At 72.4% G+C, this 23,790-nt stretch carries 22 protein-coding genes and 1 other RNA gene; 8 read left to right on the top strand and 15 right to left on the bottom strand.

All coding sequences use genetic code 11. The features are described from left to right. Window positions 1-11: 11 nt before the first annotated feature. Window positions 12-1,046: an alcohol dehydrogenase catalytic domain-containing protein gene (locus ACILRH_RS19055; RefSeq protein ID WP_395695644.1), complete on the bottom strand. Its 1,035-nt coding sequence runs from the start codon at window positions 1,044-1,046 to the stop codon at window positions 12-14. A 35-nt stretch (window positions 1,047-1,081) separates the two neighbouring features. Here ACILRH_RS19055 and ACILRH_RS19050 point away from each other — a divergent pair, with 35 nt between their 5' ends. From ACILRH_RS19050 to ACILRH_RS19040, 3 genes are all read left to right on the top strand, one after another. Next, window positions 1,082-2,035, top strand: coding sequence for a MaoC family dehydratase N-terminal domain-containing protein (locus ACILRH_RS19050; protein ID WP_395695643.1), 954 nt, complete (start codon window positions 1,082-1,084; stop codon window positions 2,033-2,035). Continuing rightward, complete coding sequence (locus tag ACILRH_RS19045) at window positions 2,028-2,918, top strand: HpcH/HpaI aldolase/citrate lyase family protein (protein ID WP_395695642.1); 891 nt, start codon at window positions 2,028-2,030, stop codon at window positions 2,916-2,918. Before ACILRH_RS19050 ends, ACILRH_RS19045 begins: the two co-directional genes overlap by 8 nt. A gap of 445 nt (window positions 2,919-3,363) precedes the next feature. Next, window positions 3,364-3,993: a CPBP family intramembrane glutamic endopeptidase gene (locus tag ACILRH_RS19040; protein ID WP_395695641.1), complete on the top strand. Its 630-nt coding sequence runs from the start codon at window positions 3,364-3,366 to the stop codon at window positions 3,991-3,993. A 27-nt stretch (window positions 3,994-4,020) separates the two neighbouring features. On the opposite strand, the gene ACILRH_RS19035 is transcribed toward ACILRH_RS19040, so the two are convergent. After that, window positions 4,021-4,662, bottom strand: a complete 642-nt coding sequence (locus ACILRH_RS19035) for a GntR family transcriptional regulator (protein WP_395695640.1) — start codon at window positions 4,660-4,662, stop codon at window positions 4,021-4,023. Window positions 4,663-4,961: 299 nt separating this feature from the next. After that, window positions 4,962-5,331: a transfer-messenger RNA gene (ssrA, locus tag ACILRH_RS19030) on the bottom strand. A gap of 129 nt (window positions 5,332-5,460) precedes the next feature. On the opposite strand from ssrA, the gene ACILRH_RS19025 reads away from it, so the two are divergent. Beyond that, window positions 5,461-6,717: a hypothetical protein gene (locus ACILRH_RS19025; protein WP_395695639.1), complete on the top strand. Its 1,257-nt coding sequence runs from the start codon at window positions 5,461-5,463 to the stop codon at window positions 6,715-6,717. A gap of 15 nt (window positions 6,718-6,732) precedes the next feature. On the opposite strand, the gene ACILRH_RS19020 is transcribed toward ACILRH_RS19025, so the two are convergent. Beyond that, a complete protein-coding gene (locus ACILRH_RS19020; RefSeq protein WP_395695638.1) occupies window positions 6,733-8,034 on the bottom strand; it encodes an MFS transporter in 1,302 nt (433 codons plus the stop codon). Window positions 8,035-8,262: 228 nt separating this feature from the next. On the opposite strand from ACILRH_RS19020, the gene ACILRH_RS19015 reads away from it, so the two are divergent. Further along, on the top strand, window positions 8,263-8,418 hold the full coding sequence (locus ACILRH_RS19015; protein ID WP_395695637.1) for a hypothetical protein: 156 nt from the start codon (window positions 8,263-8,265) through the stop codon (window positions 8,416-8,418). Here ACILRH_RS19015 and ACILRH_RS19010 read toward each other — a convergent pair. Genes ACILRH_RS19010 through ACILRH_RS18995 form a run of 4 tightly spaced genes read right to left on the bottom strand, consistent with a single transcriptional unit; the run spans window position 8,411 to window position 12,033 of the window. Beyond that, window positions 8,411-9,184: a class I SAM-dependent methyltransferase gene (locus tag ACILRH_RS19010; RefSeq protein ID WP_395695636.1), complete on the bottom strand. Its 774-nt coding sequence runs from the start codon at window positions 9,182-9,184 to the stop codon at window positions 8,411-8,413. The two genes, ACILRH_RS19015 and ACILRH_RS19010, sit on opposite strands and share 8 nt — an antisense overlap. 22 nt (window positions 9,185-9,206) lie before the next feature. After that, window positions 9,207-9,944, bottom strand: a complete 738-nt coding sequence (locus tag ACILRH_RS19005) for a PIG-L deacetylase family protein (protein ID WP_395695635.1) — start codon at window positions 9,942-9,944, stop codon at window positions 9,207-9,209. Further along, on the bottom strand, window positions 9,941-10,498 hold the full coding sequence (locus ACILRH_RS19000; RefSeq protein WP_395695634.1) for a GNAT family N-acetyltransferase: 558 nt from the start codon (window positions 10,496-10,498) through the stop codon (window positions 9,941-9,943). Before ACILRH_RS19000 ends, ACILRH_RS19005 begins: the two co-directional genes overlap by 4 nt. Beyond that, on the bottom strand, window positions 10,495-12,033 hold the full coding sequence (locus tag ACILRH_RS18995) for an MFS transporter (RefSeq protein ID WP_395695633.1): 1,539 nt from the start codon (window positions 12,031-12,033) through the stop codon (window positions 10,495-10,497). Before ACILRH_RS18995 ends, ACILRH_RS19000 begins: the two co-directional genes overlap by 4 nt. Window positions 12,034-12,254: 221 nt before the next feature. Between ACILRH_RS18995 and ACILRH_RS18990 the strand changes: the two genes are divergently transcribed. Then, a complete protein-coding gene (locus tag ACILRH_RS18990; protein WP_395695632.1) occupies window positions 12,255-13,331 on the top strand; it encodes a class I SAM-dependent methyltransferase in 1,077 nt (358 codons plus the stop codon). Here the strand turns inward: ACILRH_RS18990 and ACILRH_RS18985 are convergent. Further along, window positions 13,312-16,191: an ATP-binding protein gene (locus ACILRH_RS18985; protein ID WP_395695631.1), complete on the bottom strand. Its 2,880-nt coding sequence runs from the start codon at window positions 16,189-16,191 to the stop codon at window positions 13,312-13,314. The two genes, ACILRH_RS18990 and ACILRH_RS18985, sit on opposite strands and share 20 nt — an antisense overlap. 117 nt (window positions 16,192-16,308) lie before the next feature. Between ACILRH_RS18985 and ACILRH_RS18980 the strand changes: the two genes are divergently transcribed. Beyond that, a complete protein-coding gene (locus ACILRH_RS18980; RefSeq protein WP_395695630.1) occupies window positions 16,309-16,938 on the top strand; it encodes a hypothetical protein in 630 nt (209 codons plus the stop codon). Window positions 16,939-16,963: 25 nt separating this feature from the next. Here ACILRH_RS18980 and ACILRH_RS18975 read toward each other — a convergent pair whose 3' ends face one another. Together ACILRH_RS18975 and ACILRH_RS18970 are read right to left on the bottom strand one after the other, a co-directional pair. Then, window positions 16,964-17,596: a maleylpyruvate isomerase family mycothiol-dependent enzyme gene (locus ACILRH_RS18975; protein ID WP_395695629.1), complete on the bottom strand. Its 633-nt coding sequence runs from the start codon at window positions 17,594-17,596 to the stop codon at window positions 16,964-16,966. A gap of 108 nt (window positions 17,597-17,704) precedes the next feature. Continuing rightward, window positions 17,705-18,724, bottom strand: a complete 1,020-nt coding sequence (locus ACILRH_RS18970; RefSeq protein ID WP_395695628.1) for a hypothetical protein — start codon at window positions 18,722-18,724, stop codon at window positions 17,705-17,707. A 206-nt stretch (window positions 18,725-18,930) separates the two neighbouring features. Between ACILRH_RS18970 and ACILRH_RS18965 the strand changes: the two genes are divergently transcribed. Next, window positions 18,931-19,986 carry a Calx-beta domain-containing protein gene (locus ACILRH_RS18965; protein ID WP_395695627.1) on the top strand — a complete coding sequence of 352 codons (1,056 nt, stop codon included), beginning with the start codon at window positions 18,931-18,933 and terminating at the stop codon, window positions 19,984-19,986. 11 nt (window positions 19,987-19,997) lie between these two features. On the opposite strand, the gene ACILRH_RS18960 is transcribed toward ACILRH_RS18965, so the two are convergent. The 4 genes from ACILRH_RS18960 to ftsX all read right to left on the bottom strand — a co-directional run bounded on the left by ACILRH_RS18960 (window position 19,998) and on the right by ftsX (window position 23,749). After that, a complete protein-coding gene (locus tag ACILRH_RS18960; RefSeq protein ID WP_395695626.1) occupies window positions 19,998-20,903 on the bottom strand; it encodes an amidohydrolase family protein in 906 nt (301 codons plus the stop codon). Continuing rightward, on the bottom strand, window positions 20,896-21,375 hold the full coding sequence (smpB, locus tag ACILRH_RS18955; RefSeq protein ID WP_395695625.1) for an SsrA-binding protein SmpB: 480 nt from the start codon (window positions 21,373-21,375) through the stop codon (window positions 20,896-20,898). The genes ACILRH_RS18960 and smpB overlap by 8 nt, the downstream gene beginning before the upstream one ends. A gap of 149 nt (window positions 21,376-21,524) precedes the next feature. After that, on the bottom strand, window positions 21,525-22,784 hold the full coding sequence (locus tag ACILRH_RS18950; RefSeq protein WP_395695624.1) for a peptidoglycan DD-metalloendopeptidase family protein: 1,260 nt from the start codon (window positions 22,782-22,784) through the stop codon (window positions 21,525-21,527). A 53-nt stretch (window positions 22,785-22,837) separates the two neighbouring features. Next, on the bottom strand, window positions 22,838-23,749 hold the full coding sequence (gene ftsX, locus ACILRH_RS18945; protein ID WP_395695623.1) for a permease-like cell division protein FtsX: 912 nt from the start codon (window positions 23,747-23,749) through the stop codon (window positions 22,838-22,840). Window positions 23,750-23,790 lie beyond the last annotated feature (41 nt).

Below are 23,790 nucleotides of genomic sequence, written 5' to 3'. Positions count from 1 at the left end.
GCGTGGGTGGCTCAGGGTGTGAGGACGAGTCGGCCGGTGACGGTGCCGGACTCGACACGGCGGTGGGCGTCGCTGGCCTCCTCGAGGGGGCGGACCTCCTCGATGATCGGCGCCACGAGCCCGCGGCTGACGAGCTCGAGGGCGTCGATCGCCTGCTGCCGCGTGGTGCTGATGGCCGAGAGCAGGTCGATGCCGCGCAGGAACAGCTGGGCCGGATTCAGGCTCACGAAGTCGCCGGTGAGCTGGCCCACGAGCACCCACCGCGCCGCCCGAGCCAAGCTCCTTCGCACCGAGTGGAAGACCGGCGTGCCGACGTTGTCGATCGCGACGTCGACGCCGTGGCCGTCGGTGTGGTCGAGGATCCGCTCGGCGAAGTCCGCTCCTGGATCGACCAGGAGGACCTCCGCGCCGAGCTTCTCCAGCAGGGCGACCTTGCCGGGGGTGGTCGTGGTCGCAAGAACCCGAGCGCCGCAGGCCGCAGCGACCTGGATGCCGTGGATGCCCAGACCGCCGCCGGCGCCGGTGACCAGCACCGTCTCACCGGCCCGGACCCGCGCGACGTCGCGGATGGCGTTGAGCTCGCTGCCCACCGTGCACGCGACGATGCACGCCTCCGCCGGGCTCAGGTTCGCGGGGATGGGGACCAGGTTGTCCTCCTCGACGAGGACGAGCTCGGCGTAGCCACCGTTCAGGCCGACGTCGCCGAGGAACTCCAGCGACGGGCACAGCGTCTCCCGGCCGGTGCGGCACCAACGGCAGGAGCCGCACACGCGGCGCCGCTGGGTGGAGACCACCACCTCCCCCGGCCGGCGGGCGGACACCGCGGGCCCGACCTCGACGATCTCGCCCGCGATCTCGTGGCCGCAGATGACCGGCAGCTCGATCCCGCGCTTGAGCGTGCCCCGGCGGGTGGCCACATCGTGCGAGCACACCCCGCACGCGAACACCTGCACCAGGCACTCGGCACCCTGCGGGACGGGATCGGGCACGGCCACCAGCTCCAGGACCTCGGGTCCGCCCACGGTGGTGACGACGACTGCTCGCATCTGGACTCTCCTTTGATTTTTGATACATTATCAATATGTCGCAGGAAAGCAAGAACCCACCCACCATCAACGTGGACGCGTTGCGGACGCGGCTTTCCGCGTGGACGCCGCCCAGTGCCGACAGTCGATCCAGCATCGGCCGCGGGCCCGGCGAGCGTTTCGCAGCAATGCTCGATGTCAGCCTCAATGACCAGGCGACACTCCCGCCGTTGTGGGTCTGGTTCTACTTCCTCGAGGCGTGGCCGCTGTCAGACATTGGCCCCGACGGACACCCGGTGACGGCCCCCTTCTACCCACCGCTCTCGCCCCGAGTCCGCATGTTCGCCGGTGGCCGGGTACGCGTCAGGCGCGACATCGCGTTCGGGGAGGCCATCGCGAGGCGCTCCGAGGTATGCGGCGTGCGTGTCACATCTGGCCACAGCGGGCCGCTCGTCTTCGTGACTGTGCGGCACACGTACTCCGACGCGAGCGGCGCCGTTGTCATCGACGAGGAACAAGACCACGTCTACCGGACTGTGCTGCCCTCCATCGGGCCTAATGCGGGCGGGCCCACCGCAGAAACACCTGCGTCCACCGAGATCGCCGAAGCCGCCGAGGCCGCGGTGGCACCGAGTCGCGCACTGAGATGGGACCGCGGTCGCGGGCAGCTGGACTTCCACCCGGATCCGCTCCAGCTGTTCCTCTTCAGCGCGATCACGCACAACGCCCACCGCATCCACTACGACCTGCCCTACGCCACCGCCATCGAGAGATACCCGGGTCTCGTGGTGCACGGCCCGCTCCTGGCCCTGCTCATGCTGGAGCTTGGGCGGCGCACCGAGGAGCTGCCCTTCACCGGGTCGTTCGAATATCGCCTACACCGGCCCGCGTTCGCCGGCCAGCACCTGGTGGTCGCCAGGTCGTCCGACGAGGTCACGGTCACCCGCCACGGTCACCCGGTCCCCTTGGCTACCGCCCGCTTCGCCGCGGAGGAGACGCCCCATGACTGATCACGGAAGGGGTCCGACCGGCCACGGCATCGCCCATCTCTACGTCCCTGCCGACCAGCCCGATCTGATCGACAAGGCGCTCGCGCGGGTCTCGGGCTCCCTCATCTTCGATCTCGAGGACTCCGTTGCCCCCAGCCGCCGTCCGGAGGCCAGGCAGAACCTGCGCGCCACCCTGGAACAGCCGCACGCGCAGCACGTCTGGGTCCGGGTCAACGCAGGAGCGGAGGGTCGTCTCGATGTCGACGCCCTGGGCGACTGCCGCCACATCGACGGAGTCTGGTTTGCGAAGGCCGAGGACCCCGCAGAGATCGTCGGCCTCATCGCCGAGCTGCCGGCGACGGTGCGTGTCGGCCTCATCATTGAGTCGGCGAAGGCCCTCCTCACCCTACCGTCCCTGGCCGCCCTCGATCGGGTCTCAGTGCTGCAGCTGGGCGAGGTGGACCTGGCCGCTGATCTGCGCGCGGGACCGCACGAGGAGCGGTTGCTCGACCCCATCCGCGCCGCGGTGGTCATCTGCAGCTCGGCATTCCAGCTCGACAAGCCGGTTGCGCCGGTCGAGATCCGGACCCGCGACCTGGAGGGCTTCCGCACTAGTTCGCGGGAGTTGCGCAGAATGGGCTTCGGCTCCCGGGCGTGTATCACCCCGGCCCAGGTGCTGACCGCCACGGCGGTCTTCCGTCCGTCCGCAGATGAGCTGCAGAGGGCCAGGGTCGCAGTCGAAGCCTTCGACCGCGCCGCCCGGGAGGGCTCGGGGGTGTACTGCGGCGCAGACGGGGCGATGGTCGACGCCGCCACCGTTCGGGCGGCCCGCCAGCTCCTCGCTCACTCGGACGCCCCCGAGACGCTCATCATGTCGGCCGGCGACACCGGAGCCTCGTCGTGACCCACCCGCTCCGACCCGGCCGGCCAGCCAAGCGCCCCCGACCGTCTCCACCTCGAGGCCGCCTGTCCCCGAAGGATCGCCATGCCCGCCACCCAGCGGATCTTGGAACCCGCCTCGTCGGCGCCGGCACGGGGGAAGCGCTCGGCGTCCTGACCACCGGACCGACTCGAGTTCACCGCCGCGTCGACTCACTGGCGATGACGGCCGCGATCGAGGCGCCGGCATGAGTCCGATCCCGCATGAAGTCGCGCCTTCCGAGCAGGTGCCGGGGGCCGAGCTGCCGCGGTCCGCGGGGTGGTCGCAGCTTGTCTGGCTCGGTCTCGCTGTCTTCGCCGGCCCTTGGGTGATCTGGCTGTCGCGGATCGCCCAAGATCGCGGGCTGATCGGTTGGCACCTGCCTCAGGGACTCGCTCTGTGGAGCATCACCCCCGCTCTGTTGTTGGGCGTGATCACTGTCTGCGGGCGGTCCGGGCTGCGGGACCTCGGCTCCCGGCTGCTGCGGTGGCGAGCCCCGGCCTGGACCTACGTGGTCGCACTCGTCGTACCCCTGTCGATCGCCGTTGGCACCGCAGCGCTGGTGGCGAGCGCCGGCGGAACCGTGCCGGTGGGGCAGCTGATGTCGCTGCCGGGGGCACTCGCCTACCTGGGCTTCGGCATCGGCTTGTTCCTGCTGACCGAAGAGGCGGGATGGCGCGGCGCGCTCCTGCCGCGTGTCCAGCACGGTGTCGGGCCCGCGGCCGCGTCACTGATCATCGGTGTCCTGTGGGCCGTGTGGCACCTGCCGCTGGTGGCCAACCCGGCCGAGCACGATCGAGGGCTGCCCGTAGGCCCGTTCCTGATCCTCATCGTCGCTACCAGCGTCCTGGTCACCGGCCTGGTCAACGCCGCCGGGGGCAGCGTCGTCGTGGCCGCAGTCTTCCACGCGTCCTTCGACGCCTGCTACTCCTACGTGGGGGTGGTGGGCCCCGAGCACACCATGGTGATCGTCGCCGCCGTCGTCACCACGGCCGCTGCGGCCGCGCTCATGCTCGCCACGCGAGGTCGGCTGTTCCTCACCGACGAGCCGAGCCCCTGATTGACCGGCATCCACCGGTTCACGGGCTCAACCCGAGAGGACGTTCCGATTCTCCAGGATCGTCAGGACGTAGGCGCCTTCCACCCGCATGTGCTCCCGGTTCGCGGCTTCGAGGGCCACTGCGTCACCGGCGACGAGAGCATCGAGGATCTTCGCGTGGCCGTGGTTGGCCTCGGGGCTGGCGGTCTGCAGCTCGTAGAGCTCGCGGGGGAGGTTATGGGACATCTGCCGCAAGATCGACTTGATGCGCATGCTGCCCCCGATCCGGGTCAGCAGGGCGTGGAACTCCCAGTTGAGGCGGATGGTCTGCTGGGGATCCTCCGCGGTGCGCATCTGCTCGTGCCAAGCACGCATCTGGGCGATGTCGTCATCGGTGACCAGGGCCAGCGCCCGGGCAGCCGCCATCCCTTGGATCATTCCGTAGATGTCGTAGTGGTCCTCGATGTCACTGCGGCTGATCGGCTGCACGTAGGTGCCTCGGTGAGGCTCGGACGTCACCAGTCCGTCGGTCTCCAACGCGATGAGCGCCTCGCGAATCGGGAGCCTGCTCACGCCTAGGTCGGCAGCCAGGTCGTCCTGCGGCACGCGCTGGCCGGCCTTGAGCGCGCCGTTGAAGATGAGCTGCCGGATGTGGTCGGCTACCGCCGAACTCATCGCCGACCGCGGCACGCGTGCCAACGCTCCCCCGCCGGGACGAAATTGGTCACTACCCATACTGACCCCCTTTGATCAGAGATATCATATCTGAAGCACGGCACGATTGCTCTGACCGCGGCGGGAACCATCGCCCCACACGCCGGACGCGACGCGGCGCTCCTCGCCGGCGGAGCTCGATGATGCTGGACGGGGTGACGCCCCGGACGGCACGCGCCCAGACCAACAACAGACCGGCCCCACCCGCGTCGCGGGTGAGGCCGAAAGCTCGCGAACTGGGTGCCGCCAGATCCGCGAACATCCCTGCGTTGCGTGCGTGGAGCTGCGGGGAATCGAACCCCGGTCCTCGAGCGCCGAGCCAGGTCTTCTCCGGGTGCAGTCCGTGATGTCGTTCTCTCATCCCCGGGGCTCGCACGGACACGTCCCCGACAGGCTCAGTCACGGTTGAGTCCCGCTCACCCTCCGTGACGCGGAGTGAGCAGCAAGTCTCCTAGATGACGCCAGGATCCGGGACGGAGACGGGTGCCCGGACTGACGCTTCGATCACTGCTCAGGCAGCGAGAGCGAAGGAACTGCGATTGGTGTTGGCAGTTATAGGTTTCCAGCGATCGTTTACGAGATGACGCTGGCTTCTCGACCCGCTTCCCCTGGAACTAACGTCCCAAGTCGAAACCGATCAGCCCCTCTTGAGTTGTGGTTCCACTCTACTGGTCGCAACGCAACGGGAGCACTCGAGATTCCCAGGTGCTCGACCCGGGGCGACCGCCTCTACGGGGTCGTGGCACGTTTCGGTGGCCTGCCTAGGGTGCCGGTATGCGTCGGGGCTGGTTCGTCATGGTGCTCGTCCTCCTGGCCCTCGGAGCCGGTGTGGTCGTGGGCTGGTCGATGTGGCGCGACGACGAGTACGGGCACGCCCTCGAGCGCTACGACGACCGGACAGGTGAGCCGAGCGTCTACGTGAACCTGCCCGACGGCGACGCCCAGCTCGCGCTCGGGTCCCCCGACCGGCACCGCCTGGTCGTGCAGTGGCGCGACACCGACGGGCACGGCTGGACCGCGCCCGAGACGGTCTGGGAGGACCGGCGCAACGTGGCCGTCGAGAACACCGTGCGGTACGGCGGCGGCACGGTCGCCGTCGTCGAGACCTACACCGACGACGTCCACGACGACAGCGACATCGGCAACCGTCAGGTGGCGGTCCTCTGCCGCGACCGCACCTGCGAGGCGCACGCCGGGTTGAGCACCGAGGCCCAGGTCACGCCCGACGGCACCACGGCGTACCTCGGCCAGACCCACGAGGGCGTGCTCCTCTGGACGTCCGGCCGAGGGTTCGAGGCGGAGCCGTGGCGTGGCCATCCGGGCTTCGACCTGCACCGGGACTCCCCGTCGGAGCCGGTGCTCACGCCGGACGGGTCGCTCCGGGTGGTCAGCTCCGAGCCGGCGCGCGGCAGCTGCACCTTCGCCCTCCTCACCAGCGATCCCGGGTCAGCCGAGCTGACCGTGCGCGCCCGGCACACCGAGCAGCTCCGCGGACGGTCGCCCTCGGACTGCCGCACCTACCTCGCGACGTGGAGCGACGACTGGCTCCAGGTGAACGCCGAGGACCATCGGGTGCCGAGCTTCTGGTTCGTCGGCAGCGGCGGGAGCTGGCGGGCGACGACGGAGGACGCCAGCGGGCTCGACCTCGTCGACGTACGGCGCGGCTGCTGCGACTCGTCGACCATCGGCTTCGTGCACTGGAACGACCTGACGTTCGGGTCCCCGGACGGGGAGCGGATCCAGGTGCAGAGCCACCTTCTCGGCGAGGAACGCTGGAGCGACCCGGCTGTCCTCGACGCGGCGCCCGCCGGCAGCAGGTGCACCTGGATGGACGGCTACGAGTCGGGACCGGAGGGGTACGCCGTGGTGATGACCTGCCGCGACGGCCTCGCGGTCGCCGCCTCCCCGGACCTGCGGCACTGGGAGGCGGCGTACCTGCGGGGCGTCGGCGGCGAACCGACAGGAGACGACGACGGGCTGCGGGTCGGCGACCGGCTCGTGTGGACGCCCGCCGACGGCTTCGTCGCCTAGCCAGACACCGGTCTCTCAGCGCTGGAAGTCCGGGCTGGGCTCCAGGACGGGGTCCTCGGGGTCGATCAGCGACGGCGGCCCCACCGCGAGCCCCTCCTCGGGGTCCGGCTCGGCGACTCGCGCGTCCGCCAGGACGTCGGCCGGCACGTGCTGCTCGAGGAACTGGCGCGCGAGACGGGTCGAGGGGTGGATCGCGATCGTGGCAACAACGATGACGCCTGCGATCGTCAGCCAGCCCGCCGCGCCCCAGTTCATCGCGAGGAACGTGTAGACCGCCGGCGCCCACACCTTGCCGAGAGTGCTGCTGAGGCCGGCCGCCCCCTGGTACGCGCCGCGCTGGCGTGGGTCCATCAGCTCGGCCTCGAAGGACCAGCTCGCAGCCGAGAGGTAGAGTTCGGCGCCGGTCACGGTCACGTGTCCCAGCCAGACCAGCGCGATCGTCGTCCACCCCACGGTGTCGTGCGTCGCCAGCGTGATGAAGCAGGAGATCACGAAGAAGACCGACGACACCCGCACCGCCCGCAGCGCGGTCGGGACGTCACGGACACCCCGAGCCGCCGCCATCGGCAGGAAGATGCACATCACCGTGTTGGTGCCGAAGAGGAACGCCAGCAGCACCCGCGGAGCGTCCGTCTCCTGCACCAGCCACAGCGGGATCACGACGTTGAGGAGCACCTGGTTGGTCCAGAAGACCCCGATGAAGAACGTCGTGAGCATCCAGCCGGGGTTGCGGAGCGGTCCCGGCCCGGGGACCTTCACCTTGCGTTCCTCGGGCGTCCGGTCGTCGTGCGACGCGTTCGGCAGCCGGGTGACCGCCAGGGCGTTGACGAGGAACACCGCCGCGGTGAACCACGGCAGCGACTGGAGCAGGTGGTTGGACTGGAAGGCGAGCGCGATGCCGCCCATGAGGGAGCCCAGGGTGAAGCCCACGTTGAGGGCCGAGTACATGTACGCGCGCGACCGCACCCGCTCGTCCGGTGGGAGCACGTCGATCGTGTACGCCCCGTGCGCGGCACCGCCGAGGGCGCCGATGACCTCCATACCGACCGCCATCGCGACGTACCCCTGGAAGTCGCCGATGACCGGCCACAGCGAGAACATCGCAGCCTGGCCGGTCGCGCTGACCGCCCACATCTTCTTCGGCCCGAACCGGTCGACGAGCCGACCCATCGGCCAGGCCGCCAGGAACGACGCGATGCCGGCGCAGGTCAGGCCGAGGCCGACCTGGGCCGCGGACAGCCCGACGATCTGGGTGAAGAACACCGCCGACCCGGTCAGGAAGGTGCCCTCCCCGAGGGCGAAGAGGAGTGACTGCACGGCAAGGCGGCCCGCGAGAGGAGACGGTGGGCGCGCGTGACGGAGGATCGCGGCGAACATCGGGAGGGATCCTCCGACACCACCCGGTTCCTTGTCGCATCGTTTTCGGGGGGTCGGACGTCCTCGACGCGTGGCCTCGACGTACTACGCGGGCTGACGGCGTTCGCCTCTGCCGCACGGGACCTGTCGCGAGTGATGCTGGTCACACACCCGAGAGAGGCCAAGGCCATGTGGGACACCGTCCAGACCAACACCGAGCACCTGACGCACGACATGCCCTGCCCTCGCTGCCGGCACGCCGTGCACACCTACCTCGCCTGCGGCGACGGCTGCGACTGCGTCCCGCTGCGGCCGAGCAAGTACGCCGAGCTCCTCCTCACCTGAGCGGGCGCGAGGCCACCCAGAGCTCCTCGGCGGGCCACCGGCTCGCCCAGTCCTTCGACACGATCTCGTAGAAGGCGTGGTCGTCGGCCTGGGGCGGCGCATAGATCTCGTGCAGGGCCTCGACGACGAGACCGGCAGCGCGCAGGTGACGCACCCAGTCCCCGTGCGACGGGTGGAACTCGACGCCACCTCCGGGCCACACCACCTCGTAGGCCTCGCGCTGGCCGCGGAGCAGGTGGTCGCCCGCGACCCCCTCCTCGAGCGGCACGCAGAGCGCCGACAGCAGGCTGTTGGTGAGGAACACCAGCCGTCCCCCGGGTCGCAGCAGACGGGCGGCCTCGGGCAACCAGCGCTCGGGGTCGCACCACGCCGCGGCCCCGTGCTCGCTCACGACGAGGTCGTAGCCGCCGTCGGGCAGGGGCAGCCGCTGGGCGTCGGCCTGGAGCAGCGGGAACGCCGGCCCGCCCTGGAGCTGCAGGCGCCGCGCGGTCGCCAGCTGCTCGTGGGACAGGTCCAGCGCGACCGTGCGGGCGCCGGCCCGGGCGAGCCAGGCGGAGAAGTACGCCGTGCCGCAGGCCAGCTCCACCACGTCGAGACCGCGGATGTCCCCCAGCACGCCGAGCGACCGCTCCGGCACCGCGAAGAGCCCCCACTCCACCTGCTGCCGGGCCCACATGCCGTCGGCCGCCGCGTCGGTGAAGCGCTCGTTCATGATCGCCCAGAGCGCCCGGTTGAGTGCGATCTCGGAGGACCTCGTCTCGGTCACCCTCGTCATGCTAGGCCCGCGCTCACCCCGTGGGGGCCGCCACGAAGCTCTCGGTCGACCACCAGCTCCGGTACGTCGCCGGGCCGACCAGCTGCTCGAGGACCCGGGTCTGGGAGGCATGGGCGCGCAGGGCGCGGTGCTTGCGGACCAGCCGCCGGCCGACGAGCCGGAGCTCGGCCACCAGCTGGGACCGCGCCGTCACGGGCGGTGCGTCCATCCAGAGACCGACGCGGTCGTTGAGGTCACCCCACTCCCGGTGGAACTCGGGCGTCAGGGTCGCGTACCAGAGCTCGGCGCGCCGACCGGTCCGTCGCCACGCCTCCGTGGTCCAGGCCGACACCGCCCGGTGGTCCGCGTGGCCGGTCATCCCGTCGGGCCCGAAGGTGACGACCACGTCGGGTCGCACCACGTCGATGACCGCGGCCACCTCCGTGGCGCCGCGCTCGAGGGGCACGCCGGCCAGCTCGCCGTCGCGGTAGGACAGCCAGTGGTGCTCGCGGACGCCAACCTCGGCCAGGCTCGCCCGCAGCTCGTGCTCCCGGACCGGCGCCAGCCGCTCGGGTGGCCAGGCCTCCGGGTCGTCGGTCCCCTGCTCGCCCCGGGTCGCGGTCACCACGGCGACCCGGCCGCCCGCGTCGCGGACCACGGACATCAGTCCGCTGGAGAGGTAGGCCTCGTCGTCGGGGTGCGCCCAGACACCGAGCAGGGTCGCGATCCCCGCCACGCTCGGAGGGGCCGCCGGCTCGCCGTACGTGCTCATGTCGACACCTCCGTCCACGACGGCGCCGTCAGCGACACGGCGTACTCCGCCACCCCGCGCTCGACGCCCACGCTGGAGACGGCGCCTCCGGGGAACCGCGCCAGGAGCCGGAGGACAGCGACGTTGTCCGACGACACCAGCACGGTCGCGCGTCGTACGCCGAGCGCGACCGCGCGGCGCACGATGGCGTCCAGGAGCAGGGTGCCGACACCCCTGCCCTGCCACTGGTCCACGACGTCCAGGGCGAGCTCCGCGGACTGGGGGACGTCCCGGTCGCGGATGAAACGAGCGATCCCGACGGGCAGCCCGTCGTGGGCGCTCGAGGCCAGGACCGCGACGTGGTCGTGCTGGTCGACGGCGGCCAGCCGCCGGACGTCGCCGCCGGTGAGCCGAGGCTTCGGGGCCAGGAAGCGCAACGCCCGCGACCGCGGGCCCATGCCGGCGAACACCGCGAGCACCACGGCGGCCTCACCGCGGTCCAGGGTCCGCAGGGTCACCCCGCTCGATGCAGCGGCCTCGCTGCCGAGGCCGGTGGGGATGGTCGTGCTGGTCATGCTGCCCTCCTCAGGGACGGGGTCGGCGCGGCCGACCGGGGAGCCACGACGGGCGGCAGTGCCCGGGCGATGGGTGGGATGAGCGCTGCGGCCACGACGGCGGCCAGGCAGAAGGCGGCGGCCAGCACCCAGGCGGCGTGCAGGCGGGCCAGCTCCGGCGAGGGAGCCGCGCCGAGGACGCCGACCGCGGCGGCGATGCCGACGGCGGCGCCGAGCTGGCGGGCGCACTGGTTGAGCGCGCTGCCGGCGGCCAGGTCGGCAGGGTCGAGCCCGTGCACCGCCGCACCGGCCAGGACCGGGTAGCAGAGGCCGATCCCGAGCCCGAGGACCGAGCCGATCACCAGCCACCGGGCCTGGAGGTGGTCGCTGCCCAGCAGCGCCGCGCAGGCGAGCAGCGCGGCGGCCATCAGGCCGGCGCCGACGGCGAGGGTGAGCCGGTGCCCGACGCGTTCGGCCAGGTGCCCCACGTGCAGGGTGAGCAGCACGACCACGGACCCGGGGACGAGCGCACAGGCACCCGCGCCCACCAGGCTCAGCTGCCACTGCCCGACGGCGAAGATCATGAAGGTCAGCAGGAAGCCGAAGAAGGCGGCGGCGTAGCAGCCGGTCACCACGGCGGCCGCGGCGACGCGGCGGTTGCGCAGGAGCGTCAGCTGGAGCAGCGGGGCGGCGACCCGACCGGACCGCCGCACGAAGGCCCAGGCCAGGAGCGCCGCGGTCGCGAGGACGGCCACCGAGCGGACCGACAGCGCACCCCAGGTCGCGCTCTGCGCGAGCGCGAGGCTGGCGGTGGCCGCCGCGGCGGCGAACAGTGCCGCGCCCAGCGGATCGGGGAGGACGCGCCCGGGGTGGCGCGGGGTCTCCGGCAGCATCCGCCGGGCCGCGATCGCGACCACGGCCACGAGCGGGACGTTGACCAGGAACGCCCAGCGCCAGTCGCCGAGGCTGGTCAGCGCACCGCCGAGGAGCGGACCCAGGCAGACCCCGACCGCCGCGGCCCCCGTCCACCGGGCGGCCTGGACCGAACGGTGCCGGGCGTCGACGGTCGCCAGCAGCAGCCCGAGCGACGCGGGCGAGGCCGCCGCAGCGCCGAGGCCCTGCACGACCCGTCCGAGCAGCAGCACCCCGAGACCAGGCGCGACCCCGCAGACCAGCGACCCGGCGGCGAAGACGAGCAGCCCGCCGACGTACGTCCGGCGGCGCCCGACGCGGTCCGCGACGCGGCCGGCGGGCACCAGGGCCGCCGCGAAGACGATGGCGTACCCGGTGATCACCCAGGAAAGGGCGGCTCGCCCCGTCCCGCCGAAGTCGGCGCTGATCGCGGGCAGCAGCGCGTTGGCGATCGAGACGTCGAGCGACACGAGCAGCCCGCCCGCCGCGGTCGCGGCGAAGACGGCCGCCGCACCGGAACGCTGCGCTGGGCGCCGGTCGCGCCCGGCCCGTGCCTCCACAGCGTGCCCGCGGTGCTCGGCGCTCGCCTCGAGCGCCTGCCTCCGCTGGCTCACGAGCGCAGTCGCGATGTAGTCGTGCAGCACCGTTCTTCCTCCAGATCCGCGGCTGTCGCCGCTCGGAGGAAACGGTGGGTCCGCACCCACCTCCGGCACATCGGTGCCGGCCACGGGTTCCGCGACTCCGTGGTGGAGTCCGTGGTCACCACGGATGTGGTCGACCGGGCTGCGCGTCGACCGTGGGTCGAGCCGCCGAAAGCGGCGGCATCCGACGTCCGGACCTGGACGAACCTCACCCAGGAGGAAACATGACCACGATCGACACCCCTCGCCTCGACGAGGCCGCCCTCGAGCAGTTCGTCCACCAGGCGGTGGGCGACCTCGCCGCGGCGATCTCAGGGCTGATGGTCCACCTCGGCGACCGGCTCGGGCTCTACCGTGCGATGGCCGGCGCCGGGCCGCTGACGTCCACCGAGCTCGCTGAGCGGACGGGAACCCACGAGCAGTACGTCCGCGAGTGGCTCGCCAACCAGGCAGCCGGCGGGTACCTCGACTTCGACCCCGGGACCGGTCGCTTCGAGCTGAGCCCCGAGCACGCGCTGGTCCTGGCCGACGAGCAGAGCCCGGTCTTCCTCGACGGGGCGTTCGAGACCGTCGCCTCCTGCTACACCGACCACGAGACGTTCGTCCGCGCGTTCACCACCGGTGAGGGCATCGACTGGGGCGACCACGACGACCGGCTCTACACCGGGGCGCTCCGCCTGTTCCGCCCGGGCTACGAGGCCCACCTGGTGCAGGCCTGGCTGCCGGCCCTCGACGGCGTGGCCGAGAAGCTGCAGTCGGGCGCGAGCGTGGTCGACATCGGCTGCGGGTACGGCGCCTCGACGGTCATCATGGCCCAGGCGTTCGAGCAGTCGACGTTCGTCGGCGTCGACAGCCACGCTCCCTCGATCGAGGGCGCACGCGCCGCTGCCCGCGAGGCCGGGGTCGAGCGGCGGACCCGGTTCGAGGTCGCGCCGGCGGCGGCGGTCCCCGGTCGTGGCTACGACCTGGTGACGATGTTCGACTGCCTGCACGACATGGGCGACCCGGTCGGCGTGGCCCGCCACGTCCGGGAGGCGCTGGCCCCCGACGGCACGCTGCTCCTCGTGGAGCCGGCCGCCGGCGACGGTCTCACCGACAACTTCAACCCGGTGGGCCGGCTGTACTACGGGCTGTCGACGGTCATCTGCACGCCGTCGTCGCTGGCGCAGGAGGTCGGTCTCGGGCTCGGCGCCCAGGCCGGCCCGCACCGGATGGAGCAGGTGCTGCGCACGGCGGGCTTCTCGAGCGTCCGGGTCGCCGCCCGGACGCCGTTCAACCTGATCATCGAGGCCCGGCCATAGGCGCAGCACCCATCGCGGCCAGCTCGGCGAGACCACGCTCCGCGTCGGCCCCGCCGAGCAGGGCCAGCGTGCGGGCCCACTGGTACCTCGCCCCGAGGGAACGCAGGGCCGCGGCCGCGGCGACCATCTCGTCGCGGCCCGGTCCTGGTCCGTCGGCCCCGCCGTCGAGGAGCCCGGAGGCGCGCTGCACCACCGCCCGGGCGATGGGGTTGCCCGACGTCAGCACCTCCGCACGTCGCACCCGTTCCCGCGCCTCGGGGTCCCCTGCGAGCACGGCGGCCTCGGCCCAGACGGAGGCGTACCAGGGTCGCCAGAGCCCCCCGACGTCCCCGACGAAGTCCTCCGGCGGCTCGTCGACCAGCTCGGCGGCCTCCTCGAGAGGGCCGCGGTGCACCAGGACCAGGCCGTCGAAGAACTTCCCGAAGTGCACGGCTCGGGGCAGGCGCAGCACGACGTCCTGCACCTCGTCGACGAACACCGGGGTCTGCAGGATCCCGACGACCTCCATCCACTCCGCTCGGGCCTCGTCGTCACCCCGCAGACCGTGGATGGTCGCCGCAGCGTAGGGCGCGGCCCGCAGGTTGCCCTGCACGGGCCGCCCCGCTCGCTCCCACCCGGCACGGAACAGCTCGGACTGCGCCAGCGCATCGTCCCAGGCGCCCGCGATCAGCCCGACGACGATCAGGCGGGACGTCGCGAGGTGGTGCTCCTCGCGGTAGAAGGGCAGGTCGAGGAGGCCCTCACCGAGCCGCTTGGCCTCGCCGAGGTCGCCCGCGGCGAGCGCGCACAGGGAGGCCATCTGGAAGGCGTCGAAGAGCTCCAGCGCCGAGTCTGCGGTCACCCGGAGAGGGGTGAGCAGCTCGGTCCGGCGGACCGCGCTGTCCAGGGCAGCCGCCAGCTGCCCGTCCGCCAGCTGCACCGCGGTCAGCATGTCGAGGGCGGCGCTCTCCCCGAGCGGGTCGCCGGCCTCGCGGGCGAGCGCGATCGCGCGATCGACGAGCCGAAGCACCACCGGGTCCTCGGTGTTGAGCGCAAAGGCCTCGGCCGTGAGGATCCGGCTCTCGGCCGCCGGGTCCCCGTCGGCCAGTGGCCTCGCCCGGGCCAACAGCCGCTCGGTCTCGCCGGCCGCCGGGGCGACCGCCATGATGCCCGGCCCCCGGCCGACGAGCTCGGCGGCGCGGGCGAGGTCGATCGCCGCCCCGGATCGGTCGCCGGCCCGCAGCGCCGCCTCCGCCGCCATCTCCCGCAGCCGCAGGGCCTCGTTCCCGAACTGGCGACCGTCCGCCGCGCCCGCAGCGAGCCGCAGGGCGGCGCCGGCCGCCGCGTCGTCGGGGGCGAGGTCGGCGGCGAGCTCGTAGCGGCGCTGTGACTCCCCCGGCCGGCCGCGGTCGAAGCTGAGCCCGGCCATGAGCAGCGAGAGCTGGTAGGCCGGCTGACGCTCCTCGGGGCGGTAGTGGGCCCAGGGCAGGCTGTGCCGCGTCTCGACCGAGATCTCGTCGAAGGCGGCCCGCCAGGCCTCCCCCGCCGACCCGGCCATGGTCGGCTCTTCGAGCCGCTCCGCTGCGGCGAGGCACCATCGCAGGTGCCGTGATCGCGCCGCGTCGACCTCGCCGGCGTCCGCGAGCAGCGCGGCGCCGTACTGGCGGATCGTCTCGAGCAGGCGGTAGCGGGTGCCGAGGACGGTGGGGACGGGGACCAGCAGGCTCTCGTCGGCGAGGCGAGCCAGCAGGGCGGGGACCCGGTCGGGGACCAGCGGGCTCCAGTCGCCCAGCATCTCGGTGGCCGTTGCGGCGGAGACCGCGCCGGCGACGACCGAGATCCGGCGGAGCAGGGCGCGCTCGGGCTCGCCCAGCAGGGCGTAGCTCCAGTCCAGCGCCGAGCGCAACGAGCGGTGCCGGTCGTCGACCCGGGACCCGCCTGCCAGCAGCTCGAGCCGGTCGGCGAGGCCGGCCTCCAGGCCGTCGAGGCCCAGGGCCGGCAGCCGGGCCGCCGCCAGCTCGATCGCGAGCGCCATCCCGTCCAGCTTGCGGCAGAGCGCGGCGACCCGCTCGAGGTCGTCCGGCGGGACCACCGAGCCGCCGGCGGCCGCCCGGTTGACGAACAGCTCCACCGCCTCGGCGGGTCGTCCCTCCGCCTCGTCGAGCGAGAGGCCGGGCACCGGGTAGGCGGCCTCGAAGGGCAGGAGCAGCCGCGACCTGCTGGTCGCCAGCACCCGCAGCTCGGGGCAGCGGGTCAGCAGCTGCTCCAGGAGGACGCTCACGGCGTCCAGCACGTGCTCGCAGTTGTCGAGCACCACCAGCACCCGGCGCGCCGAGAGCCACCCGGACAGCACCTCCTCCACCGAGCGCTCCTGGCTCTCCCCCAGGCCCAGCGTGGTCGCGAGCGTGGCGGCGACCAGCGCCGGCTCGTCCACCGTCACCAGGTCGACGAACACGACTCCGTCGGTGAACCGGTCCCGCACCTCGTGGGCGACCCGGATGGCGAGCCGCGTCTTGCCGATGCCACCGGGACCGACGACCGTGACCAGCCGGTGCTCCGCCAGCGACGCCGCGAGGTCGGCCACCTCGTGGTGGCGCCCGACGAACGACGTGAGCGGTGTCGGCAGGGACGACGGTGGCCGGTCCCCGGTCCACGGCGCCGCCGCCGACACCAGCGCCGCCGGCGCCGCGAGGGCGAGCTCGCGCCGGTCCGCCACCTGGAACTTGCGCAGCAGCGACGAGACGTGGCTCTCCACCGTGCGCACCGAGATGAACAGCTGCTCGGCGATCTCGGCGTTCGTGCGGTGGTCCGCCACCGCAGCGAGGACCTCGGCCTCGCGTGCGGACACGGCGGCGCCGTACGGGGCGGGTGTGGTCGCCACGACGCGATTGTGCAGCACCCGGGCGGGCCCAGCGACCCGTGACCTGGACCAGCGACCCCGTCACGGGCACCCCTGCGAGTGCTTGGCCGGCTGGGTCGCGGGACCCAGACTGCTCCCATGGGACATCTCGGGTCCGGCACCTCGGGGAACGGTGGCGGCCCCGTCGCGGCATTCCTGGCGGCGACCCTGGTGCTCGTCGGAGCCTGCAGCGACGGGAGCGACGCCGGTGCGACCCCCTCCGCGACGACCGGGACGGGCGACTGCCTCGGTTACGGCCGGAGCCTGCTGGAGAAGGCCGGCGGCCCCCTCCAGGTGCGGCAGAACAGCATGACGTTCGGCATGACACCCGTCCCGCCCGGCTCGGTCCGGGACGCCACCCTGGTCCCTCTCGTCAACCCGGGGACGACCTCCGTCCTGATCGACTCGGTCGCCTTCGTCCGGGACCCGCGGGCCGCACCGCTGCGACTCCTCGCCGCCTTCGTCGCTCCCCCACACGTGGTCGAGCACATCGTCCGCAGCCACCCCGGGGCCCATTGGCCACGAGCTGTCGGCTACTGCCTCGACCCCAACTCGACCGGCACGGACACCCCGGTGCTGGCGCTGCGGTTCGCCACGCCGACGTCCGACCAGGTCCATGGTCGCGCGATCAGCCGGAACGACGCGATCAACGTCCACTACCGGACCCCCGACGGTCAGCGCTGGGTCTCGGCGTACCCGGTCAGGTTCTCCTACCCCAACCGGGGTTGACCCGACGTCAACCCTGCCGTAGGTGTCAGGCGGCTGACGCCCACCCGCGGAGGGCGGGCACGCCGTCGCCCTCGAGCCGGTCGAGCAGGGCGGGCCGGCCGCACAGCACGGTGGCGACCGCGACCGCCGGGCCGGCGACCGCCGGGCCGGTCCCATGCGACCAGTCCAGGTCGGTGGCGGTCCAGCCGAGGTCGGGCCGGCCCTTCGGGACGAACCCCCGAGCTGCAGCCTTCGACACCAGGAAGTCGAGCACGTCGCGCCAGCCGTCGACCGCGACGCCGGCGTCCAGTCCGAGGGGGACGACGATGTCCTGGGTGTGGATCCGCAGGTCGGTCAGCGGCGCGTGCCAGTCCATGGTCGGCGGCCTGAACCGGTGCTCGGCGTACTCGCGCAGCCAGGCGGTGACCTGCGCCGGCTCGACGTCCGAGCGCCAGTCGACGAGCAGCTGGTTGGCCCGGTCGAAGCTGCCGCGTCCGGCGACCATCGCCTTCAGCAGGGTGAGCAGCGACGTGGAGGGGCCGCTGGTGAGGTGGACCGCCACCTCCTTCACCGTCCACGCGCCGCACAGGCTCGGCGTCGCCCACTGCTCGGGCGTCAGCGTGTCGAGCAGGTCGGCGAGGGAGCGGCGCTCGGCCGCGATCCGGCCCCAGGGGTCCACGGGGGCAGTATGGCGGCTGTAACGCCGTGTCACTCCCTGTTCCCACCATGCTGGAGCACCCTGGGAACAGGCGGTAACACGGCGTTACAGCGGATCGCAGGGTCTCCCTCAGGCGGCCGGCCCCGCACCCGGCCGCACGAGCACCAGGGGCTGGTCGGGGGTGGCGTCCGTGCGCGGCCAGCGCTCGAGGTACGCCGCCAGCTCGGTGTCGTAGTCCGGGTCGGTCGGCACCAGCAGCCGTGCCGACGCCGGGGTCCAGGACCCGTCGCGGAGCACCTCGACCGGGGTCGGCGCCACGTCGAGGTTGTGCCACCACGTCTTCCGCTCCGGGTGGCCGGGCACGACGACGAGGCCGTCCGGCGCGACGGCGTACTGGACGGGGAAGCGGTACTGGCGCCCGGAGATCCTTCCGCGCACGCCCAGTCCGAGCAGGCTCCGCTGCACACCCGAGGACCGCGACGACGCGAGGAGCGCCAGTACCGCTCGACCGGAGGCCGACACCCCCGAGAGGGTCGGCAGGAACAGCCCGGACACCAGGCCGAGCGCCGTGCCGGCGACCGCTCCCGTGACCGCGCCGGTCAGCACGACGGCGGCCGTCGACCAGCCGGCGTCCGGGAGCGTGGCCCCGAGGAAGACCAGGACCATCGCCACGGGCCAGGCCGCGGCGTTCGCCGCCACCCATCGCCACGGGTGCCGCACGGCGCCCCGGAGCACGGCCGCCTGGGCGGCGCCGAGGACGGCGCCCATCACCAGCCCGAGCGCGGCCGCTCCCAGGACGACGAGCAGCAGCGGAGGCTGCTCGGCGTCGCCCCCGTCCCCGAGGACGGACGGAGCGGACGCCGCGGCCCAGCCCACCCCGGCGACGACGACCGTCGCCGCCAGGTAGCGCGCTCGGGACACGGCCGGGGCCACGCGGGCCAGGACGCTCGCCTGGGCGACGCCCAGCGCGGTTCCCTCCACCAGCCCGCCGGCGATGACCACACTCAACGCCGCGGGGCCGGGCAGCCCGTCCGCGACCCGCGCCGCCCCTGCCGCAGCCGTCATCCCCACCGTCTCCGCGGCCGCACAGGCGGCCACCCAGGAGCGGTACGACGACGCCCGATCAAGGCGGACACCGGTCTCGAGCACCTGTCCAGTCCACCTCGGTCGATGCCGAGGGTGCAGGGGCGAAGGTCACCCGCTGGAGCCGCCGTCGGTCCCGGGCGGCCCACCCGCCCGGAGCCCGCTCCGCACATCCGACCGCCGCTCGGATGACCCGTTCGTCCTATGTCCGCCTGCGCACCCGCGGCCCTACTGTCGAAGATCCCCCGTCCCCCGTCCGTGAGGCGTTCGCCATGTCTCGGTACCCCGCCGTCGTCGCCCTCCTCCCCGGGGCCCTGCTCCTCGCCGTCACGACCCTCCCCGCCACCTCCGTGGCGGACGCCGCTCCCGCGGCCGGTCCACCCGTGCTGCAGGCGCCGGCGTCGATCCAGCGGTGGGAGGACGACGGGCAGGTCGTCGTCCGGGTCACCCTGTCGAAGAAGGCGCCGGCGCCGGTCACGGTCTCCTACAAGACCGTCGACGGCACCGCGAAGGCCGGCAGCGACTACGAGAAGAAGTCCGGCAAGGTCACCATCAAGAAGGGCAAGAGCGCCGCCAAGGTGACCGTCGACCTGGTCGACGACGCGAAGGTGGAGCCCACCGAGACGTTCAAGGTCGTGCTGAGCGCGCCGGGCACGACGCCGGGCAAGCGGACCGTCACCGTCACCGTGACCGACGACGACCAGGCGCCGCGCACCCTGAGCGGCACCATCACCGTCGACTACCAGGTCCGGCAGACCGGTGACTACGACCGTGGCCAGGACGTCACCTTCGTCATGCACCTGACCCTGGTGCCGACCGTCCCCGGCCTCGAGGGCGCCGAGTGGCGCGACGACGGCACCGGCACCTGGACGCTGACCGGCAGCGCGTACGACACCAGCACCTACCCCGACGACCCCTGCCCGTACTTCTCCACCACCGAGTGGGAGGACTCCGGGACCTTCTACCCCGACGTGCACAGCGGGGCGCCCGACACCGGCAAGGCGGTCCTCAACCTGTTCTCCTACGACCCGGTGACGAAGACGGACACCCCGCTCCTGGACTGGTGGGCGAACGCGGCCGGCGAGCAGACGTCGTACTCCACCGACCCGGACACCGACGCGTGCGTGTCCACCGTGGACCCGGACGGGCTGCTCTACCGGCTGGTCTGGCCCGACCACCTGGCCGGCGCCCCGGCCGACTACACCGGCCTGGACGTCAGCACCCGCGGCCTGAGCTTCGACTACGGCTTCACCCGGGAGACCCCGACGCCCGGCGGCAGCAGCGTCGAGACCGCGACCGTGACGGGCGACCTGGTGCCGGTCGGCTGAGGCGCTCCGGGTCAGGCCTCCGGCACCCCGAACAGGGCGGCGCCGTTCTCCCAGCAGACCGCCCGCAGCCAGTCGTCGCCGAGGTCGAGCCGGGCCAGCGACTCGAGCTGGTGGGCGTAGGGGTAGGGGATGGTCGGGAAGTCGGTGCCGAGCAGCACCTTGTGCCCGAGGTCGCGCAGTCGCGGCAGCAGGTCGGGCGGGTACTCGACGCCGAAGAAGTCGGTGAACACCATGGTGGTGTCGAACCGCACCTGCTCGAACCGCTCGGCGAGGGCGAGGAACTCCGCGCACTCGGGTGCACCCAGGTGCGCGACCACCAGCGCCAGCCGCGGGAACCGGCGCAGCAGCCGCTCGGTCGAGGCCGGCCCGGTGAAGGCGTTGCCGACCGGTCCGGACCCGGCGTGCACGACCACCGGCGTCCCCGCGTCCTCGAGCAGACCCCACACCCCGTCGAGCAGCGGGTCGTCGAGGTGGAACTCCCCCACCTGCAGGTGCACCTTGAACACCTCGGCGCCGTCGGCGACCGCCTCCTCGACGTACGCCGCCGCCGGCTCCTCGGGGTAGAACGTCGCCGACCACAGCGACTCGGGGACCTCGCGCGCGAACAGCGCGGCCCACTCGTTGAGGTAGGTGGCCACGCCCGGCTTGTGCGCGTAGGGCAGCGTCGGGAACCGCCGCACGCCCATCGCGCGCAGGATCTCCACGCGTTCCGCGTGGTCCTGGCGGTAGCGGATCGGCCAGTCGCGGCCGATCTTGGGTCCCGCCGAGTCGAAGACGGCGTACACGGCCCGCTGGATCCGCGGCGGCAGGAAGTGGACGTGGGCGTCGACGAGTCCGGGGAGGCCGAGACCCTGCCAGAACGCCCGGACCGCGGCGACGTCCGGGTGAGGTCCGGGCGGCGCGGTGGGCTCAGTCACCCATGCCCTTGAGCCGCCGGCCGACGGCCTGCTGCGTCTCGCGGGTCGCCTGCCGCTCGGCGAGGGCGTGCCGCTTGTCCCACGACTTCTTGCCCTTGGCGAGCGCGATCTCGACCTTGGCGCGGCCGTCCTTGAAGTAGATCGCCAGCGGGACGACGGTCAGCCCCTTCTCGCTCACCCGGCGCTCGATCCGGTCGATCTCGACGCGGTTGAGCAGCAGCTTCCGCTTGCGCCGGGCCGCGTGGTTGGTCCAGGTCCCCTGGGAGTACTCCGGGATGTGCACGCCGTGCAGCCAGGCCTCGTGGTTCTCGATGTCCACGAACCCGTCGACCAGGGAGGCGCGACCCATGCGCAGCGACTTCACCTCGGTGCCCTGGAGGACCATGCCGGCCTCGAAGGTGTCCTCGATGTGGTAGTCGTGCCGCGCCTTCCGGTTCTGCGCGACGAGCTTGCGCCCCTCTTCCTTGGCCATCCCCCCATCTTCTCAGGGACGGGCAACCGGGTTGAATCGAGACGTCTGACGGTTGAGTCGAGACTGGTGACCGTTGGACCGGGACCTCCGGACACCTGGATGTCCTGAACTCGCGATTGAGGCGTCAGAAGTCTCGATTCGACCTTCCCTCACGGCAGCCACTTCATCGGGTCGACCGCGGTGCCGTTGGCGAGGATCGTGAAGTGCAGGTGGCAGCCGGTCGACCACCCGGTCGAGCCGACGTAGCCCACGGTCTCGCCCTGGTCGACGTGGTCGCCGACGTTCACCCGGTACGACGTCGCGTGGTTGTACACCGCGGTGATGTTCGTGCCGTTGATCTGCCCGAGGTTGAGGTAGAGCCGGTTGCCGTAGACGTCGGACCAGTAGCGCGCGATGACCGTGCCGCTGGCGACGGCGCGCATCGGCTCGCCGCAGGAGACGCCGAAGTCGGTGCCGTCGTGGAGTCCCCAGTAGTGGTAGATCGGGTGGATCCGGTAGCCGAACGGCGAGGTCACGTAGCCGGGCACGGGCCGGATGAAGAGCCCGTTCGTGGGGCCGGTGTAGCCACCGTGGGAGCGGCGCGCCGCCGCGAGGATCAGCTGCTTGACGTGGTTCTCGCGGCGCTTGGCCTCCTGGAGCGCCTGCAGGTCCTTCTGCCGGGCCGCGGCCGCGGTCTCCCGGGCGTCGCGTCGGGTCTCGACGAGGCCGAGCACCTTGTTCTTCGCGTCGCGGGTCTCCTGCTGGAGCTGCTGCATCACGACCAGGTGGTCGGCGGCCTCCTGCCGCTGCACCTCGACCTCGTCCCGGGCGGACTGCACCTCGTTCTCGCGCACCTGGAGGAGCACCTCGGCGGCGTGCAGGTCGTCGTAGGCCCGGTCCTCCCGGCCGACGATGACGTCGTTGAGGGCCTCCTGGCGGGTGAGGTCGGTCGTCGACTGCGAGTGCAGGAGGCTGGCGAACGCGAGCAGGTCGGGGTCGCCCTGCTCGTAGATGTCGGTGACGGTGTCGGTCAGCTCGTCGCGCTGGTCGTCGAGCGCGGCCTGCCCCTGGGTCAGGTCCGCCTGCGCCTGCTCGAGCCGCGCCTCGGCGGCCTCGAGCCGGTCCTGCATCTGCTGGTCCCGGATCTGCGCGGCGTCGAACCGGGCGCTGGCGGAGCGGTACTCCGAGCGCGCCGAGCTCAGCTCGCGGACCGCGGTGTCGACGGCGGCCTGCGCCGCGCGCAGCTCGCTGCTGGACTCGTCGAGGTCCTGCTGGGCGTGCTGGACCTGGGCCTGCGCCTCGTGCTGGCGGTGCTTGAGGTCCTTCGGGTCGGCGTTCGCGAGCGGGACGGCGAGCGCACCCAGCGCCAGCGAGCAGGCCACGACGGCCGCCGCACGGCGAGGGCGTGCGGCACGGGGGAAGAGACGCACCGGTCTGCCTTCGTGTTCGGGGAAGTGAACGCGTCGACCGTAACGCGCGCGGGTCAGACTTTGAGGTATTTGCGTGTCAGCACGAGTGTCGGGAGCAGCGTCAGCAGCGGCGCGAGGATCGCCATCACCACGACCGGGGTCACGACGTTGGCCCAGTCGATCCACGGGATGAAGCCGAACTGGTCCTTGAGCCACCCGTTCACGCCGAAGTGCATGAAGGCGACCAGCGCCCCGATCGAGAAGACCAGGGCGATCGCGGCGGTCACCAGCGCCTCCATCAGGAACGGCAGCGCGATGTAGAGCGTGGAGGCGCCGACGAGCCGCATGATCCCGATCTCGCGGCGCCGGGCGAACGCCGCCAGCCGGATGGTGTTCGCCACCAGGAGCAGCGCCGCGATCACCAGCACGATCGCCGTGGCGAGGGACCCGATCCGGATCGCGGTCATCCCGCGCAGGATCGGCCCGACCACGTCGCGCTGGTCGCGCACGCTGCTGACGCCGTCCAGGCCGATGATCGCGCTCTCGATCCCCTGGTACTCGTCGGGGTCGTTGAGCGTGATCCAGATCGACTCGGGCATGTCGTCGGCGGTCGCGGCCGGGTTCGGGCCCTCGAACTTGTCCGCGCCGAGGAGCTCCTTGACCTTCGCGAAGGCCTCCTCCTTGGTCTCGAACCGGTAGTCGGCGACCTCGGGGCTGTCGTCGACGACCTTGGCGATCCGCTCCTTCTGGGCGTCGGTCACCTCGCTCGTGCAGGCCGGGTTGTCGTCACGGGCCTTGCAGAGGAACGCGGTGATCTGGAGCTCGGAGCCCCACTGGTCGGTGGCCTTGACCGACTGCTCGCGCAGGAGCACGCCGAACCCGACCAGGGCGAGGGACACGAGCAGGGTGAGGACCACGGCGACGTGCATGGAGAGGTTGCGACGCAGGCCCTGGCCGAGCTCGGAGAACACGTAACGAAGCTGCATGGAGGAGGGGGTGTCCTAAGTCGTGGGTCGTCGGTCGGCGG

This window comes from Nocardioides sp., from assembly GCF_044226765.1.
Lineage (GTDB): Bacteria > Actinomycetota > Actinomycetes > Propionibacteriales > Nocardioidaceae > Nocardioides.
The sequence above is the reverse complement of the archived record's forward strand: the minus strand, read 5'-3'. Positions and strand labels throughout refer to the sequence as shown.